This is a genomic window from Actinomadura sp. NPDC049382, assembly GCF_040677125.1.
In the GTDB taxonomy this organism is placed as follows: Bacteria; Actinomycetota; Actinomycetes; order Streptosporangiales; family Streptosporangiaceae; genus Spirillospora; species Spirillospora geliboluensis.
Window position 1 is genome coordinate 1 of the sequence record NZ_JBFARO010000029.1, and the last position, 15,055, is coordinate 15,055.

Below are 15,055 nucleotides of genomic sequence, written 5' to 3' on the forward strand. Positions count from 1 at the left end.
CTCAACGAACTCGCCGACGCCTACCCAGACCGCATCCAGTAAAGACAACCAGACCCACAACAAGATCATCTTTACACACTTCGAGTTACAGGCTCCCGCGACCTGGAGCGCTGGCTAGGCGTGGTGGGCGGATGGAGGTGGGGAGCCTGTATCTCTAGAGGGGGTGAAGGGGACAAAGGGGACGAGGGGCATCGTGGCGGGGTTGGTCGAGCTGTGTGGGAGAGACGCGGAGGTCGCGGAGGTCGCGGGGCTGCTTGAGGGGGCGCGGCGGGGTGAGAGTGCCGTGCTGGTGTTGCGCGGGGAGCCCGGTATTGGCAAGACGGCGCTGCTCGACCATGCCGTTGGGGCGGCCGGGGGCATGCGGACGGTTCGCGGTACGGGTGTCGAGTTCGAAGCGGAGTTGCCGTACTCGGGGCTTCAGTTGCTCCTGCGTCCGGCCCTGGGAGGTCTCTCCGCGTTGCCCGGTCCGCAGCGTGAGGCACTGGAGGCGGCGTGCGGGCTGCGGGACGGGGATGGGGCCGACCCGATGCTGGTGGGGCTCGCGGTGTTGTCCCTGCTCACGGACTACGCGGGTGCGGACGGGGCGCTCTGCCTGGTCGACGACGCGCAGTGGCTCGATCGGGCCTCGCGGGACGCGCTGCTGTTCGCCGCTCGGCGTCTGCGGGCCGAGGGTGTGGTGATGATTTTCGCCGTTCGGGAGGGTGAGGGGGCCTTCCCTGCGGCGGGGCTTCCGGAGTTGCGGCTGGACGGGCTGTCGCCGGAGGCCGCCGCGGCCCTGCTTGACCGGTCGCCGCTTGATCCCGCTCTGCGCTACCGCCTGCTGTCCGAGGCGGGCGGGAATCCGCTGGCGCTGCTGGAGTTGCCGGTCGCCCTGGCCGCCGAAGGCGGTGGGGCGTTCGCGCCGCGCGCTCTGCCGTTGACCGACCGTCTGCGGCTGGCGTTCCACGGGCAGGTCAGCCGGATGCCGGAGGCGTGCCAGAACGTGCTGTTGACGGCGGCGGCCGAGGAGTCCGGGGAGGTGGCCGTGATCCTGCGCGCTGCTGCGGTGCTGGGGGCGAGTGTCGAGGCACTGGCGCCTGCTGAGCAGGCCGGCCTGGTGCTGCGCGGGGATGCCGAGGGGACGATCCGGTTTCGTCATCCCCTGGTCCGCGCTGCGGTTTACCAGCGGGCGCCGCTGGGGCAGCGGCTTGCTGTTCACCGTGCGCTCGCCGAGGTTCTCGACGCGCCCGAGCAGGGTGATCGGCGGGCCTGGCATCTGGCTGCCGCCGCCACTGGTCCCGATGACGAGGTCGCCGGTGCGCTGGAACGTGCGGCCGTCCGCGCCGGGGAGCGCAGCGGGCACAAGGCGGCCGCGGCCGCGTACGAGCAGGCCGCTCGGTTGAGCACCGGGGCGGATGCTCGGGCTCGGCGTGAGGCTCTGGCGGCGGAGGCGGCGTTGGAGGCGGGGGATCTGGAACGTGCTCGGGCCTTGGGGGTGAGTGCGTTCCGGAGGCTGGAGCAGGATCCGGTTGGGAATGCGCGGATTGCGGCGGTGCGGGCGCACGTGGACTTCTGGCAGGGGTCTTATGCCGCTGCGCATCGGGCGCTTGTTGATGGTGCTGCGGTTGTCGGCGACGTGGATCCGGAGCGGGCTGCTGCGCTGTTGGTTCAGGCCGTCCACCCGTCTTGGTATTTGGGGGAGCGGGTGCTGGCGGAGACGTTGGGCGGGCTGTCCGCGCTGCGGTTGGACGGGGAGAGCCCGTTTGCGCCTGTTGGTCCGTATCTTGCCCACCTTGATCGAGGACGTGCCGGTCGGCCTCCCTTGTTGGGGGAGACCCTCGATGCCGTGCGGCGGCGGGGTGGGGTGCCTGATCGGGTGCTGATGATCCTTTGTGGTGCGGCGCTTGCTCTGGGGCAGGATGCCGACGCGCACGCGTTGGCGACGGAGTTGGCCGCCGAGCAGCGCGCTCGGGGCGGTGCCGGACGGCTGCCGACCGTGCTGTTCTTCGTGGCCGAGGGCGAGGTGTTCACCGGACGGCATCTGGACGCGCTCGCCACGGCGTCGGAGGCCCTGGAGCTCGCCCGCGACACCGGGCAGCGGCAGTGGGTGGGCCAGTTCAGCAGCGTGCTCGCCTACCTCGACGCGGCGCGGGGGCGGGAGGCCGACTGCCGGCGCAACGCCGAGGAGGGGCTCGCCGGTGCCGCCGTCGGGGGTGTCTCGCCCGGCGCGCCGTGGGCGCACTGGTCGCTCGGGCTGCTGGACCTCGGGCTGGGCCGTGCCGAGGCCGCGCTCGCCCGTTTCGAGCGGCTGACCCGCGAGCCGATGCGCCACCACATCTGCGCCACGCGTTCCACCCCCGACCTGGTGGAGTCGGCCGTCCGGGTCGGGGCGCCGGAGCGTGCCGTGGAGCCGCTGGAGCGGTTCGAGCGGTGGGCGGGGTCGGTGCGGCAGCCGTGGGCGGACGCGCTGGTGCTGCGCTGCCGCGGGCTGCTCGCTGCCGACGATCGGGCCGAGTCGTTCTACACCGAGGCTCTGAGCCTGCACGACCGGGACGACCGCGCGCTGGAGTACGCCAGGACCGCGCTGCTCTACGGCGAGTGGCTGCGCCGGGCGCGGCGCAAGGCGGAGGCGCGCGGGCGGCTGGAGGACGCGCTGGACGTCTTCGAGCGGCTCGGCATGCGTCCGTGGGCCGAGCGCGCCCGCGGCGAGCTGACCGCCACCGGTGTCCCGGATCGAGGCGCCGCCCGGGGCGGGGGCGCGGCCGTCGCGCTCACCCCGCAGGAACTCCAGATCGTCCGGCTCGCCGCGCGGGGCCTGTCCAACCGCGACATCGCGGCGCAGCTCTTCCTCAGCCACCGGACGGTCGGCTACCACCTCTACAAGGCGTATCCCAAGCTCGGCGTCGCCTCCCGGGGCGAACTGAAGGACGTCGCCGACCTGCTCGGACTGTGAGAGGCTGCCCCCGTGACGGCTCCTGAACAGGTACTTTCCGGGCAAATCCTGCCCGTGGACGTCGATGGGGTCCCCGCGGTCGAGCTCGGTCCCGGCGTCCACGTCCGGATGCTGCCGGGCATGCCGGGCATCCGGACGTGGGTGATCGACCTGGCCCCGGGCGCCGAGTGGCCGGGGCTGGACGTGCACGAGACCTACGGCGAGGCGTACTTCGTCGTCCGCGGTGAACTCATCGAAGGGGACCTCGTCCACGGGCCCGGTACGTATGTGGCGTTCGGTCCGGGGACGAGCCACCGGCCCCGCACGGAGACCGGTGTGCGCGCCTTCGGGTTCAACTACGACGTCCCCGCCTGACCGGCGGCGAGCGCGTCCCGCATGGCCCGCACGGCGGGGGACGGGTCGTAGCCGTCGGGAACGCCCTCGACCATGATGATGTCGCCCTCGATGTGCCGCGAGCGCAGCGGTGCGATCTCCCGGTACGCGGGCGAGTCCCACCAGGCCCGCGCCTCGGCGATCCCGGGGAAGCCGATCATCACGACGGCTCCGGGCCAGCCGCCCTCCAGCACCTCGTGCGCGGTGACGTGCACGAGGTAGCGGCCGCCGTGCGGCGCGAAGGTGCCCGGCAGGCGCTCGATGTAGTCCGCGATCTCCGGGTGCGGAGGGGCGTCCTGCAAGTGGGCGATGACGTAGGCGGTCACGGTTCCTCCTCGGGTTGCGTGGACGGGCGAGGGGCGGGCCGTCGCGGCCCGCCCCCGCGCGGCGGTCAGACTCCGGCCGGCACCCGGTCGAGGAAGCCGAGCACCTGGCGGATGCGCCCGTCCTCGCCGATCACCGCGACGTCGAAGCCGATGACGACGGGCTCGCCGCCCTCCGGACCCAGGTGCCAGGTGAACCGCGCGATGTCGTGGTGGGCGTCCACCGCGCCGCCGAGGCTGAAGACCAGCCCGCCGAACTGCGCCTGGACGGCCGCGATGGTGGCGTCGAGCCCGTCCCTGCCCTGGACGGACGCCAGCGGGTCGGTGTAGACGGCGTCCTCGGCGAAGACGTCCGCCAGGACGGTCTGCCGCGCGGCCGCGTCGGTCTCGTTCCAGGCGGCGAGGTAGCGCTGGACCAGCTCGGTGACGTCGCTCATGTGCTTCTCCTTAGTGCGTTCCCTTGCTTGTGACCACCACGCTAGGGACGCCGGAGAAGCGGGGAATCTGACGTGCTTAAGTACTTTTCGTGCGAGGTGCGTGCCGCGCCCGGCCGGAGAGTCCCCCGGCCGGGCGCGGGGCGGGTCAGGTCGGGTAGACGGAGTAGACCATGCGCTTGCCGGGGTGCTCGCCCACGGTCCAGAACGTGCCGAGCAGCGGGTTGGCGGGGTCGGTACCGCTCTGCCAGTGGGAGAGGTCCTCGGGGCCGATGCTCAGCGGCTGCTTCCTGTCGATCACCAGGTTGACGGTGGAGGAGTTCGCCGGCTCGGTGGTGATGAGGTCTCCGGCCGTGTTCTCGCCGTGGCTGCGGCTCAGGTACCAGCGGCCGTTGAAGCGGGTCGCGCCCTGGACGTTGCTGTCCGGCAGCTTGTGCGCGACGTCGGCGTTCCAGCGGTAGGCCGTGTCCATGATCAGGTTGTTGTTGCCGTCGAAGGCCCCCGCGATGGGCCAGGCGGCGACCCGGCCGTTGGCCTCTTCGGGCCCGGCGCAGTACTCGCCCGCGATGAGGTGGTCGGCGCCGCTGCGGTCGAGGGAGACGTAGGAGAACTGCGGCGACTGGTCGGAGAAGGTGCACGTGGTGCCGGTCGGGGCCGTCCGCGTCCAGGAGCCGACCTGCGGCATGACGTAGCGGTAGCCGTAGCCGTAGTAGGTGTCGCCGTAGAGGCCGACCTTGTCGGCGCCGCTCGTGGTTCCGTTCGGGGACGCGCCGAGGTCGTAGATGCGGCGCATGTCGAACATCCGGAAGCCGCGGGCGGTGTCCGCGACGAACAGGTAGTTGCCGTACCAGAGGATGCCGCCGGCGTGCAGCGCCTTGTTGTAGTCGCTGGTGGCGGGGTCCTCCGACACCCTGACCGTGTCGTAGTCGCCGTCGGCCCGCGGGTACACGAGCAGGACGTGCCGGTAGGCGCCCGTGTTCGGGTCCATGAAGCTGATGCGGACGCCCTTGACCATGCCGTCGCCGTTGTCGTTGTGGTCGTACCAGCTGACGAGGACGGGCTGGTAGCCGTTGCCCCACTCCTGGTCGGCCTGCATGTCGGCGACGGTCGTGACGCCTTGCGGGTACCACTGGCCGGTGTCCCTGTCGTCGTCCTGGAAGCACATGCTCCGGCCGATCGTGGGACGGGGGCCGCTCTCCGCGATGGCGGCGGGCTCGCAGGCGGTGCCGTTGCCGGTGGGATTGTCGTCCCGCCGGTTCAGGTCGTTCATGATGTCGGTGACGGTGGCCTTGACCAGGGGCAGGTTGTCGGCGCGGGTCTGCAGGTCGGTGCCGTAGGAGTTCGGGCGGAGCTGGAAGTTGGAGAGGGAGAGTTCGTCCGCGTGGGCGGGAGCCTGTAACGCGGTGAGCAGGGGGACGGACAGGGCCAGGGCGGCAAGGGCGGCCAGACTTCGGCGCATGCGCACTCCTCACGGCCGGGCCCGGCCGTGAATCTGGGGGGAGTGGGCGGGCTCCGGCCAAGATCGACGTTGTCGGCTTGAGCAACATGTCACGAATGTCTGGTTTGTGCTAGCAGGAAAAGTGATCAGCTTCACTTTCCGGGGCGGACCCGGCATAAGTTTGCGGGATGGACGTTGCCGTAGCCGTCGCCGCGACCCTGGTGGTGACCTGGGTCCCCGTGCTGCTGTGGTGGCGGCGGCAGGGGCGGGGCGGTGATCTGGGCGGGCCCGCGCGGCGGGCGACGTTCGAGATGCTGCACACCGCGTCCCGGGCGGCGCCCGCGTTCCGGGCCGGGCTGACCGAGCAGGGCGCGCAGAAGGCCGCGCGGCACCTGCGGGCGCTGCTCGACTGCCGGGCGCTCGCGATCACCGACGGGGAGCGGCTGCTGGCCTGGGACGGGGAGCACGGGCACCACGCGGACGAGGGGCTCTCGCACGCCGAGGTCACGCTCGGCAACGGGCGCACGCAGGTGCACGACGTGACGTGCGACCGGATCGACTGCCCCATCCGGCGGGTCGTGGTCGTCCCGCTCGCCACCGACGACCGGGTGGTCGGGACCCTGGCGGCGTACGGGGAGGACGTCCCGGCCGGGCTGATCCGGGCGGCCGAGGAGGTCGCGCAGTGGGTCGACGCCCAGCTGGAGCTCGCGGAGCTGGACCATTCGCGGGCGCTGCTGATGGAGGCGGAGATGCGGGCGCTGCGGGCGCAGATCTCGCCGCACTTCATCTACAACTCGCTGACCACGATCGCGTCGTTCGTCCGGTCCGACCCGGAGCGGGCGCGGGAGCTGCTGCTGGAGTTCGCCGGCTTCACCCGGTACTCGTTCCGGCGGCACGGCGACTTCACGACGCTGGCGGAGGAGCTGCGGTCGATCGACCGGTACCTGCTGCTGCAGCGGGCCCGGTTCGGCGAGGAACTGCGGGTGACGCTGCGGATCGCGCCCGAGGTGCTGCCGGTCGCCGTGCCCTTCCTGTGCCTGCAGCCGCTGGTGGAGAACGCCGTCCGGCACGGGCTCCAGGACAGGTCCGAGCCGGGCCTCATCACGATCGTGGCGGAGGACGCCGGGTCCGACTGCGTGATCAGCGTCGAGGACGACGGCATCGGCATGGACCCCGAAGAGGTGCGGCGGCTGCTCGCGGGCGAGCGCCGCATGCCCGGCGCGGACGAGTCCGGGATCGGGCTGGCGAACGTCGACGACCGGCTCCGCCAGGTGTACGGGGACGAGTACGGGCTCGCGGTCGAGACGGGCCCCGGCGCCGGGACGAAGGTCATCGTGCGGGTGCCGAAGTACCGTCCGGGCGTCACCGCCTCTTGACTGTGCCGACGGGGTTGACTGGAATGTGGCGCACGGCGAGGGAAGGAACGATGCGGTGGGCCTGCGTGTCCTTGCGGTGGACGACGAGCCTCCCGCGCTGGACGATCTCGTCCATCTGCTGCGCGCCGACCCGCGGATCGGGGAGATCCACACCGCGCGGGACGGCGCCGCCGCGCTGCGCAAGCTCGACCGGGCCCTCGCCGACGGGCGCCCCGTCGCCGCCGTGTTCCTCGACATCCGGATGCCCGGCCTGGACGGCACCGTGCTCGGCCGCGTCCTCGCCCAGTTCGCGCGCGCCCCGCAGATCGTGTTCGTCACCGCCTACGAGGGGCACGCGGTGGACGCGTTCGAGATCAAGGCGACCGACTACATCCTCAAGCCGGTGCGGCCGGAGCGGCTCGGGCTGGCGATCACGCGGGTGACGGAGGCCGCCGAAGAGGCCGGCTGGGCGGACGCCGTCCCCGACGCCGCGCCGGCCGAGCCGGAGCCGATGCCCGTCGAGCTGGGCGGAGTCACCCGGTTCGTCACGCCCGCCGAGGTGCTGTACGTGGAGGCGCAGGGCGACTACGCGCGGCTGCACACGTCCGGCGGCAGCCATCTGGTCCGCATCCCGCTGAACGCGCTGAGCGAGCGGTGGAGCGGCGCCGGGTTCGTCCGGGTGCACCGCAGCCACCTCGTCGCGCTGTCGGCGATCGAGGAGCTGCGCCTGGACTCGGGGCGCTGCACGATCGTGGTCGGCGGCACCGAGCTGCCGGTGGCCCGGCGGCACGTCCGGGAGCTGCGCGACCTGCTCGTGCGGCGGGCGAGGAGAGCCCGCTGAGCGCGGGGGAGCGGCGCGAGATCGCGCCGGGGCGGACGCTGGTGACCGGGCCCCGGGCCCGGACCGTCCGGCGGCCGCGCTACCCGGTGACCCGGGAGATCGACGAGCAGACCGGGCTCGGCGAGGCGTACATGCGCTCGCTGCTGCGCAGCCAGCTGCGGCTCGCCGTCCGGCTGTGCCTGGTGCTCGCGGTCGTGGTGCTCGGGCTGCCGCTGCTGTTCGCGCTCGTCCCCGAGGTGCGCGAGCGGGAGCTGTTCGGGCTGCCGCTGCCGTGGGTGGTGCTCGGCGGGCTGATCTACCCGTGGTTCGTGGCGTGCGGCTGGTGGTACGTCCGGCTGGCCGAGCGCAACGAGGACGACTTCGCCGACCTCGTCGACCGCGCCGACCGCCCACCGGGCGACCCCAAGTGAACGCTGCGTACGGGCTTGCCGGGGTGCTGCTCGTGGTGGTCGCCACGGTGCTGATCGGCGTGCTCGGCGTGCGCATCTCGCGGACGACGTCCGACTTCTACGTGGCGTCGCGGACGGTGACGCCGCTGCGGAACGCGTCCGCGATCGGCGGCGAGTACCTGTCGGCGGCGTCCTTCCTCGGCATCGCGGGGCTGATCCTCGCCTACGGCGCCGACATGCTGTGGCTGCCGGTCGGCTGGACGGGCGGGTACCTCGTCCTGCTCGTGCTGGTGTCGGCGCCGCTGCGCCGGTCCGGCGCCTACACGCTGCCCGACTTCGCGGAGGCGCGGCTGGAGTCGATGGCCGTGCGCCGCGTCGCGAGCGTCCTGGTGGTGCTGATCAGCTGGCTGTACCTGCTGCCTCAGTTCCAGAGCGCCGGGCTGGTGCTGCGGACGGTGACGGGCGCCCCGGTGTGGACGGGTGGGGTCCTCGTCGCGGTCGTCGTCGCGGTGAACGTGCTGGGCGGCGGCATGCGCAGCGTCACGCTCGTCCAGGCGTTCCAGTACTGGATGAAGCTGACCGCGCTCGCCGTCCCGCTGATCTTCCTGCTGCTGGCGTGGCGGGGCGACGGCGCGCCCGGCCTCTCGTCTGACGTCCCGCCGCGCTTCGCCGACCGGACGACCGTCGCGGTCGGCGTCGCCGTCACCGTCGACGTGACCGCGCCCGTCCAGGTCGTGGCGGACGGCCGCGTCGACGGGCGGCACCACGCGAACGTGCCGCTGACCCTGAACCCGGGGCGGCACCACATCGACCAGGACACGTCCGTCACCTTCCCGGCCGGCGCCGACGTCCCGCACGTCAGCGGGCGGCCCGTCACCACCGACCGGGAATGGGCGCTGCCGCTCGACGGGCGCGACCACTCGCTGTACGCGACGTACTCGCTGATCCTCGCCACGTTCCTCGGGACGATGGGGCTCCCGCACGTCCTCGTCCGCTTCTACACCAACCCGGACGGGCGGGCCGCGCGGCGCACGACCGTGATGGTGCTGTCGCTGCTCGGCGCGTTCTACCTGCTGCCCGCCCTGTACGGGGTGCTCGGCCGCCTCTACACCCCCGAGCTGCTGATGACCGGGCGGGCCGACGCCGTCGTCCTGACCCTGCCCGGACGGCTGATCGGCGGGGTCGGCGGCGACCTCCTCGGCGCGCTGGTGACCGGCGGCGCGGTCGCGGCGTTCCTGTCGACGTCGTCCGGCATCACCGTCTCGGTGGCCGGGGTGCTCGCGCAGGACATCCTGCGCGGCGGCGTCCGGTCGTTCCGGGTGGGGACGCTGCTCGCGCTCACGGTGCCGCTGGCGCTGGCGATCGCGGCCCGGTCCCTCGCGGTCGCGGACGTGGTGGGGCTCGCGTTCGCCGTCGCCGCGTCCACGTTCTGCCCGCTGCTCGTCCTCGGGGTGTGGTGGCGGCGGCTGACCGTCCCGGGGGCGCTCGCCGGGCTCGTCACGGGCGGGGTGCTCGCCGGCGGCGCCGTCATCGTGACGATCGCGGCGGGGCCGCCGTCCGGGCTCGCCGGGGCGCTGCTCGCCCAGCCCGCCGCCTGGACGGTGCCGATCGCGTTCACCGTCATGATCCTGGTGTCGCTGTGCAGCCAGCGCCGGGTGCCGCCGGGCGTCGCCCGCATGATGGTCCGCCTGCACACTCCGGAGTCGCTCAACGTCGATCGCGGCACCTGGCGGCCCCGCAGGGTGTGACCGGGCGCCTGGCGACCCCAACGGGGGCGACCGTTCGTCGTGCGAAAGCGACCGTTCATCGACGGGGACGACATTCCGGCGACGATGACCGGCACCTTGCCGCAGCCCCGGCGTCGCCCTCTCGTCCCCTCCGAGCTGGATCTTTACCGTGGCGCGTGATTGGCGTCACAACAGAGGAGGGCGGTCGTGTCCGTCGATAAGAGCGCCCCCGGCACCGTCTATGAACGGTTCCAGGGCACCGAGGAGTTCCAGGAACTCCGCCGCAGGTTCCGCCGATTCGCATTCCCCATGACCGCCGCGTTCCTCAGCTGGTACCTGCTCTACGTCATCCTGTCCGGGTGGGCGCGCGGCTTCATGGGCCACGAGCTGTTCGGGTCCATCAACGTCGCGCTGGTCTTCGGGCTGCTGCAGTTCGTGTCGACGTTCGGCATCGCCTACATGTACTCGCGGCACGCCGAGCGGCGCCTCGACCCGCTCGCCGACAAGGTGCGCGGGGAGGTCGAGGCGGCGCAGGCCGGCGACGCCGCCGCGGCCGCCGGCACCGCCAAGGCCGTCGACACCACCAAGACCACCGGGGCCGGGACCGCCGAGACCGCGGAGGACGCCCGATGAGCAACGAGACCCTGTCGATCATCCTGTTCCTGGTGTTCGTGGCCGCCACCCTCGGGATCACCGTGTGGGCGAGCCGCAACACCAAGAGCGCGACCGACTTCTACGCCGGCGGACGCTCGTTCTCCGGCGCGCAGAACGGCCTCGCGATCGGCGGCGACTACATGTCCGCCGCGTCGTTCCTCGGCATCGCCGGGCTCATCGCGCTGTACGGCTATGACGGCTTCCTCTACTCGATCGGGTTCCTCGTCGCCTGGCTCGTGGCGCTGCTGCTGGTCGCCGAGCTGCTGCGCAACTCCGGCCGCTTCACGATGGCGGACGTGCTGGCGTTCCGGATGAGCCCGCGCCCGGTGCGCACCGCCGCCGGCGTCTCCACCATCGTGGTGTCGATCTTCTACCTGCTGGCGCAGATGGTCGGCGCGGGCGCGCTCGTCGCGCTGCTGTTCGGCTTCACCAGCGAGTTCGCCAAGGGCGCCACGATCGCGATGGTCGGCGTGCTGATGATCATCTATGTGGTGTTCGGCGGGATGAAGGGCACCACCTGGGTGCAGATCGTGAAGGCCGTCCTGCTGATGACCGGCGCGGCCCTGATCACGGTGCTGGTGCTGGGCGAGTTCGGCTTCAACCTGTCGTCGCTGCTGAAGGACGCCGCCACCGAGAGCGGCAAGCCCGACGCGTTCCTGGAGCCCGGCCTGCGCTACGCCACCGAGGAGTCCGGCCTCACCGGCAAGCTCGACCTGATCAGCCTCGGCCTCGCGCTCGTCCTCGGCACCGCCGGGCTGCCGCACATCCTGATCCGCTTCTACACGGTGCCGACCTCCCGCGACGCCCGCAAGTCCGTCATGTGGGGCATCGGGCTCATCGGGGTGTTCTACCTGTTCACCCTGGTGCTCGGCTTCGGCGCCGCCGCGCTCGTCGGCTCCAAGGAGATCTCCGCGGTCAACGCGGCGGGCAACACCGCGGCGCCGCAGCTCGCCGAACGCATCGGCGAGATCATGTTCGGCGACGCGGGCGGCACGATCCTGCTCGCGGTCATCGCGGCGGTGGCGTTCGCGACGATCCTCGCGGTCGTCTCCGGCCTCACCCTGGCCTCGTCCTCGTCCTTCTCGCACGACCTGTACGCGCACGTGTTCCGCAAGGGCAAGGCCACCGAGCGGGACGAGGTCCGCGTCGCCCGCATCGCCGCCTTCGTGATCGGCGCCGTGTCGATCGTGCTGGGCATCTACGCGCAGCGGCTGAACGTCGCGTTCCTCGTCGCGCTCGCGTTCGCGGTCGCCGCGTCCGGCAACCTGCCCGCGATCCTCTACAGCCTGTTCTGGAAGCGGTTCAACACCTCCGGCGCCGTCTCCGCCATCTACGGCGGCCTCGGCTCGGCGATCTTCTTCGTGGCGTTCTCCCCGGTGGTGTCCGGCTCGGAGAAGGCGCTGTTCACCGACCACGACTGGAGCTGGTTCCCGCTGGAGAACCCGGGCATCGTGTCCATCCCGATCGGCTTCCTGTGCGGCTTCCTCGGGACCGTCCTCAGCAAGGAGTTCAACGCCGAGAAGTACGCCGAGATCGAGGTCCGCTCGCTGACCGGAGCCGGCGCCGAGCAGGCGGCCGAGCACTAGATCCGCGGGGGGCGCCCCCGCCGCCCCCCGCCCTGCCCGCCGCGCGGGCGACCGTCGCCCGGTCCCGCGCGGCTCGCGGCCCCGTCCCGCCCCACGCCCCCTTGGGACGGGGCCGCTCCATGCCCGCCGAGCCCTTCGGCGGGCAAGTCTTTTCGGCGGGGTGGGGCGGGGTTTGGCGAGGGCGCCGTGTGCAAGATCTACCGTTGGACGACACGGCGACGTGGCGGGGGAACGGTCCGGGCCCCGTCCGGGCGGGAGGGGCGATGGGGTACGGAAGGTCGGCCAAGCGCGGCATGGTGCTGGTCGGCGGGGGGCTGGTGCTGCTGACCGGCGTCGCGCTGCTGGTGCTGCCCGGGCCGGGGCTGCTGCTGGTGCTGGCGGGGCTGCTCATCCTCGCGCGGGAGTTCCCGGCCGTGGACCGCTACGTCGAGCCGGTCCGGGAGCGGGCGATCCAGGCGGCGGAGGAGAGCGTGACCTCCTGGTGGCGGCTGACCGGGTCGATCCTGACGGGGCTGGCCCTGTTCGGGGCGGGGGTCGCGTGGGGGCTCGTGGAGGAACTGCCGTTCTCGGGGTGGAGCGCCGGGTCGGGCCTGATCCTGTCCGGGTTCATCCTTTATGGACTGCTCTACTGGAGCTATCGGCGCGTCAAAGCCGGAAAAGCGCAATGAGTCGGCCATGGGGCGGTCTGGACACTTTCCGTTAAGCCAGGCTTCCGCTGATGGTCCGCGGGCGGTGGGCGTCCGGCCCTCCGGCGGGGGGATCTTGCTGAGCACGCATCATCGTGCGTCGATCCCACCATTCGCCTGAGGAGTCCGAGCATGCCCGTGGAAACGGAGAAGGCCGTTCCCGCGGCGAGTCCGGTGATCGGGGAGGCGGAGATCGCGGCGGCCGTGCGCGTGCTGCGCAGCGGGCGGGTCGTGCAGGGGCCCGAGGTCGCCGCGTTCGAGGACGAGTTCTCCGCGCTCGCCGGGGGCCGCCACTGCGTCGCGGTGAACTCGGGGACGTCGGCGCTGCAGCTGAGCCTGACCGCGCTCGGCATCGGCCCCGGGGACGAGGTCGTCGTCCCGTCGTTCACGTTCGCGGCCACCGCCAACGTCGTCCGGCTGGCCGGCGCCGAGCCGGTCTTCGCCGACATCGACCCCGCCACGTTCTGCGTCGATCCGGACGCCGTCGCCGCCGCCGTCGGCCCCCGCACCGCCGCGATCATGCCGGTGCACCTGTACGGGCACCCGGCCGCGATGGACCGCATCGGCCCGCTCGCCGAGCGGCACGGCCTCGCCGTCGTCGAGGACGCCTGCCAGGCGCACGGCGCCGCCCTCGGCGGAACCCCGGCGGGCGCGCTCGGGACGGTCGGCTGCTTCAGCTTCTACCCGACCAAGAACATGCACGCGCTCGAAGGCGGCATGGTCACCACGGCCGACGCGGAGACCGCCCGGACGCTGCGGCTGCTGCGCAACCAGGGCATGGAGCAGCGCTACGCCAACGAGATCGTCGGCGCCAACATGCGGCTCACCGACGTCGCGGCGGCGATCGGGCGCGAGCAGCTGAAGCGGCTGCCCGCGTGGACCGAGCGCCGCATCGCCAACGCGCGGTTCCTGGACGCGAAGATCACCGCCGCGGCCGTCCCGCCGGTCGCGGACGGCGCGCGGCACGTCTACCACCAGTACACCGTCCGGGTCGCGGAACGCGACGCGGTCCAGCGGGGGCTGGCCGAGCGCGGGATCGGCAGCGCCGTCTACTACCCGACGCCCGTCCACCGGCTGCGGCCGTTCCTGCTGGACGGCCGTCCCGACCCGCGCTGGGACCTGCCGGAGACGGAGCGGGCGGCGGCCGAGGTGCTGTCGCTGCCGGTGCATCCCGGGGTGGGCGACGACGACCTCGCGCGGGTCGCCGACGCCGTCAACGAGGTCGCCGGAGGGTTCACGGCCGTCAGGGGGAGGGGGACGTCATGAGCGTGCCGCTGCGGGCCGGGCTGATCGGGCTCGGCGTCATGGGACGCAACCACGCGCGGGTCCTGAACGAGCTGGACGGCGTCGACCTCGTCGGGGTCGTCGACCCGGCGGACCGTCCCGTGGGCGTCCCGCCCGGGGTGCCGCTGCTGGCCTCGGTGCAGGAGCTGCTGGACCTCGGCGTCGACTACGCGGTGGTCGCCTGCCCGACGGCGCTGCACGAGGAGGTCGGCCTGGCGCTCGCCGAGGCCGGGGCCGGGGCGCTGATCGAGAAGCCGCTCGCCGAGTCGGTGGAGGCCGCCGAGCGGCTGGTGAAGGCGTTCGAGCCGCGCGGCCTGGTCGCCGGCGTCGGGCACATCGAGCGCTACAACCCGGCGCTGCAGAGCCTGCGGGCCCGGCTGGAGGCGGGCGAGCTGGGCGAGGTGTTCCAGGTCGTGACGCGGCGGCAGGGGCCGTTCCCCAACCGGATCGCCGACGTCGGGGTCGTCAAGGACCTCGCTACCCACGACATCGACCTCGCCGCCTGGGTGACAGGGCAGGACTACGTGTCGGTCTGCGCGCACACGGTGGCGCGCACCGGCCGTCCGCACGAGGACATGGTCGCCGCCGTCGGCCGCCTCGCCGACGGCGCGATGGTCAACCACCTCGTGAACTGGCTGAGCCCGCTCAAGGAGCGGACGACCGCGGTCACCGGGGAGCGCGGCTGCTTCGTCGCCGACACGCTGACCGCCGACCTGACGTTCTACGCGAACGGCGAGATGAGCACCGAGTGGGAGGCGCTGCGGACGTTCCGCGGCGTGTCCGAGGGCGACATGGTCCGGTACGCGATCCCGAAGCGGGAGCCGCTGCTGGTCGAGCACGAGCGGTTCCGGGACGCGGTCCGCGCGGGCGCGGGCGGCGGCGACGAGCCGGGGATCGTCACGCTGCGGCAGGGCCTGCGGACGGTCGAGGTGTCGGTGGCCGTGCTGGAGTCGGCGCGGCTCGGCACGACGGTGAGCCTCGGGCCGGCGGAGGTGCTGGGTGCCGTCTGAGCTGCGGCGGGGGCCCTTTCTTAG

14 protein-coding genes are annotated in these 15,055 nt (G+C 72.6%); 11 read left to right on the forward strand and 3 right to left on the reverse strand.

The genetic code is table 11. The annotated features are described in order from the left end of the window. Positions 1–193 precede the first annotated feature (193 nt). Both AB0K34_RS19360 and AB0K34_RS19365 read left to right on the forward strand, forming a co-directional pair. Entirely contained in the window at positions 194–2,932 is a 2,739-nt protein-coding gene (locus AB0K34_RS19360; RefSeq protein WP_364550082.1) for an AAA family ATPase, read from the forward strand. Positions 2,933–2,986: 54 nt separating this feature from the next. Beyond that, positions 2,987–3,286 (forward strand): cupin domain-containing protein, encoded by a 300-nt coding sequence (locus AB0K34_RS19365; protein ID WP_240808633.1) that lies wholly within the window; start codon positions 2,987–2,989, stop codon positions 3,284–3,286. Here AB0K34_RS19365 and AB0K34_RS19370 read toward each other — a convergent pair. From AB0K34_RS19370 to AB0K34_RS19380, 3 genes are all read right to left on the reverse strand, one after another. Next, entirely contained in the window at positions 3,268–3,630 is a 363-nt protein-coding gene (locus AB0K34_RS19370) for a DUF1330 domain-containing protein (protein WP_364550084.1), read from the reverse strand. The two genes, AB0K34_RS19365 and AB0K34_RS19370, sit on opposite strands and share 19 nt — an antisense overlap. 65 nt (positions 3,631–3,695) lie before the next feature. Then, positions 3,696–4,064: a nuclear transport factor 2 family protein gene (locus AB0K34_RS19375; RefSeq protein ID WP_364550086.1), complete on the reverse strand. Its 369-nt coding sequence runs from the start codon at positions 4,062–4,064 to the stop codon at positions 3,696–3,698. A gap of 145 nt (positions 4,065–4,209) precedes the next feature. Continuing rightward, entirely contained in the window at positions 4,210–5,520 is a 1,311-nt protein-coding gene (locus AB0K34_RS19380) for a hypothetical protein (RefSeq protein ID WP_364550088.1), read from the reverse strand. Between the two features lie 167 nt (positions 5,521–5,687). Here AB0K34_RS19380 and AB0K34_RS19385 point away from each other — a divergent pair, with 167 nt between their 5' ends. The 9 genes from AB0K34_RS19385 (at position 5,688) to AB0K34_RS19425 (ending at position 15,031) form a co-directional block, all read left to right on the forward strand. After that, positions 5,688–6,875: a histidine kinase gene (locus AB0K34_RS19385; protein WP_301174641.1), complete on the forward strand. Its 1,188-nt coding sequence runs from the start codon at positions 5,688–5,690 to the stop codon at positions 6,873–6,875. A gap of 55 nt (positions 6,876–6,930) precedes the next feature. Then, entirely contained in the window at positions 6,931–7,695 is a 765-nt protein-coding gene (locus AB0K34_RS19390) for a LytTR family DNA-binding domain-containing protein (RefSeq protein ID WP_138641533.1), read from the forward strand. Positions 7,696–7,736: 41 nt separating this feature from the next. Further along, positions 7,737–8,105 carry a DUF485 domain-containing protein gene (locus AB0K34_RS19395; RefSeq protein WP_301174642.1) on the forward strand — a complete coding sequence of 123 codons (369 nt, stop codon included), beginning with the start codon at positions 7,737–7,739 and terminating at the stop codon, positions 8,103–8,105. Then, positions 8,102–9,832 (forward strand): cation acetate symporter, encoded by a 1,731-nt coding sequence (locus AB0K34_RS19400; RefSeq protein WP_301174643.1) that lies wholly within the window; start codon positions 8,102–8,104, stop codon positions 9,830–9,832. Before AB0K34_RS19395 ends, AB0K34_RS19400 begins: the two co-directional genes overlap by 4 nt. A 186-nt stretch (positions 9,833–10,018) precedes the next feature. Next, positions 10,019–10,444 (forward strand): DUF485 domain-containing protein, encoded by a 426-nt coding sequence (locus AB0K34_RS19405; RefSeq protein WP_301174644.1) that lies wholly within the window; start codon positions 10,019–10,021, stop codon positions 10,442–10,444. Next, on the forward strand, positions 10,441–12,051 hold the full coding sequence (locus AB0K34_RS19410; protein ID WP_301174645.1) for a cation acetate symporter: 1,611 nt from the start codon (positions 10,441–10,443) through the stop codon (positions 12,049–12,051). The genes AB0K34_RS19405 and AB0K34_RS19410 overlap by 4 nt, the downstream gene beginning before the upstream one ends. 263 nt (positions 12,052–12,314) lie before the next feature. Further along, entirely contained in the window at positions 12,315–12,719 is a 405-nt protein-coding gene (locus AB0K34_RS19415) for a PGPGW domain-containing protein (RefSeq protein WP_364550091.1), read from the forward strand. 150 nt (positions 12,720–12,869) lie between these two features. After that, entirely contained in the window at positions 12,870–14,003 is a 1,134-nt protein-coding gene (locus tag AB0K34_RS19420) for a DegT/DnrJ/EryC1/StrS family aminotransferase (protein ID WP_301174889.1), read from the forward strand. Further along, the gene (locus AB0K34_RS19425) at positions 14,000–15,031 is read left to right on the forward strand and encodes a Gfo/Idh/MocA family oxidoreductase (RefSeq protein WP_364550093.1); all 1,032 of its coding nucleotides are present in this window, start codon (positions 14,000–14,002) and stop codon (positions 15,029–15,031) included. The genes AB0K34_RS19420 and AB0K34_RS19425 overlap by 4 nt, the downstream gene beginning before the upstream one ends. The last annotated feature ends 24 nt before the right edge of the window (positions 15,032–15,055 follow it).

Coding starts and splice junctions, on each gene's coding strand:
- AB0K34_RS19415 (WP_364550091.1), top strand. CDS start 12,315: ATGGGGTACGGAAGGTCGGCCAAGCGCGGCATGGTGCTGGTCGGCGGG.
- AB0K34_RS19420 (WP_301174889.1), top strand. CDS start 12,870: ATGCCCGTGGAAACGGAGAAGGCCGTTCCCGCGGCGAGTCCGGTGATC.
- AB0K34_RS19380 (WP_364550088.1), bottom strand. CDS start 5,520: ATGCGCCGAAGTCTGGCCGCCCTTGCCGCCCTGGCCCTGTCCGTCCCC.
- AB0K34_RS19385 (WP_301174641.1), top strand. CDS start 5,688: ATGGACGTTGCCGTAGCCGTCGCCGCGACCCTGGTGGTGACCTGGGTC.
- AB0K34_RS19425 (WP_364550093.1), top strand. CDS start 14,000: ATGAGCGTGCCGCTGCGGGCCGGGCTGATCGGGCTCGGCGTCATGGGA.
- AB0K34_RS19375 (WP_364550086.1), bottom strand. CDS start 4,064: ATGAGCGACGTCACCGAGCTGGTCCAGCGCTACCTCGCCGCCTGGAAC.
- AB0K34_RS19410 (WP_301174645.1), top strand. CDS start 10,441: ATGAGCAACGAGACCCTGTCGATCATCCTGTTCCTGGTGTTCGTGGCC.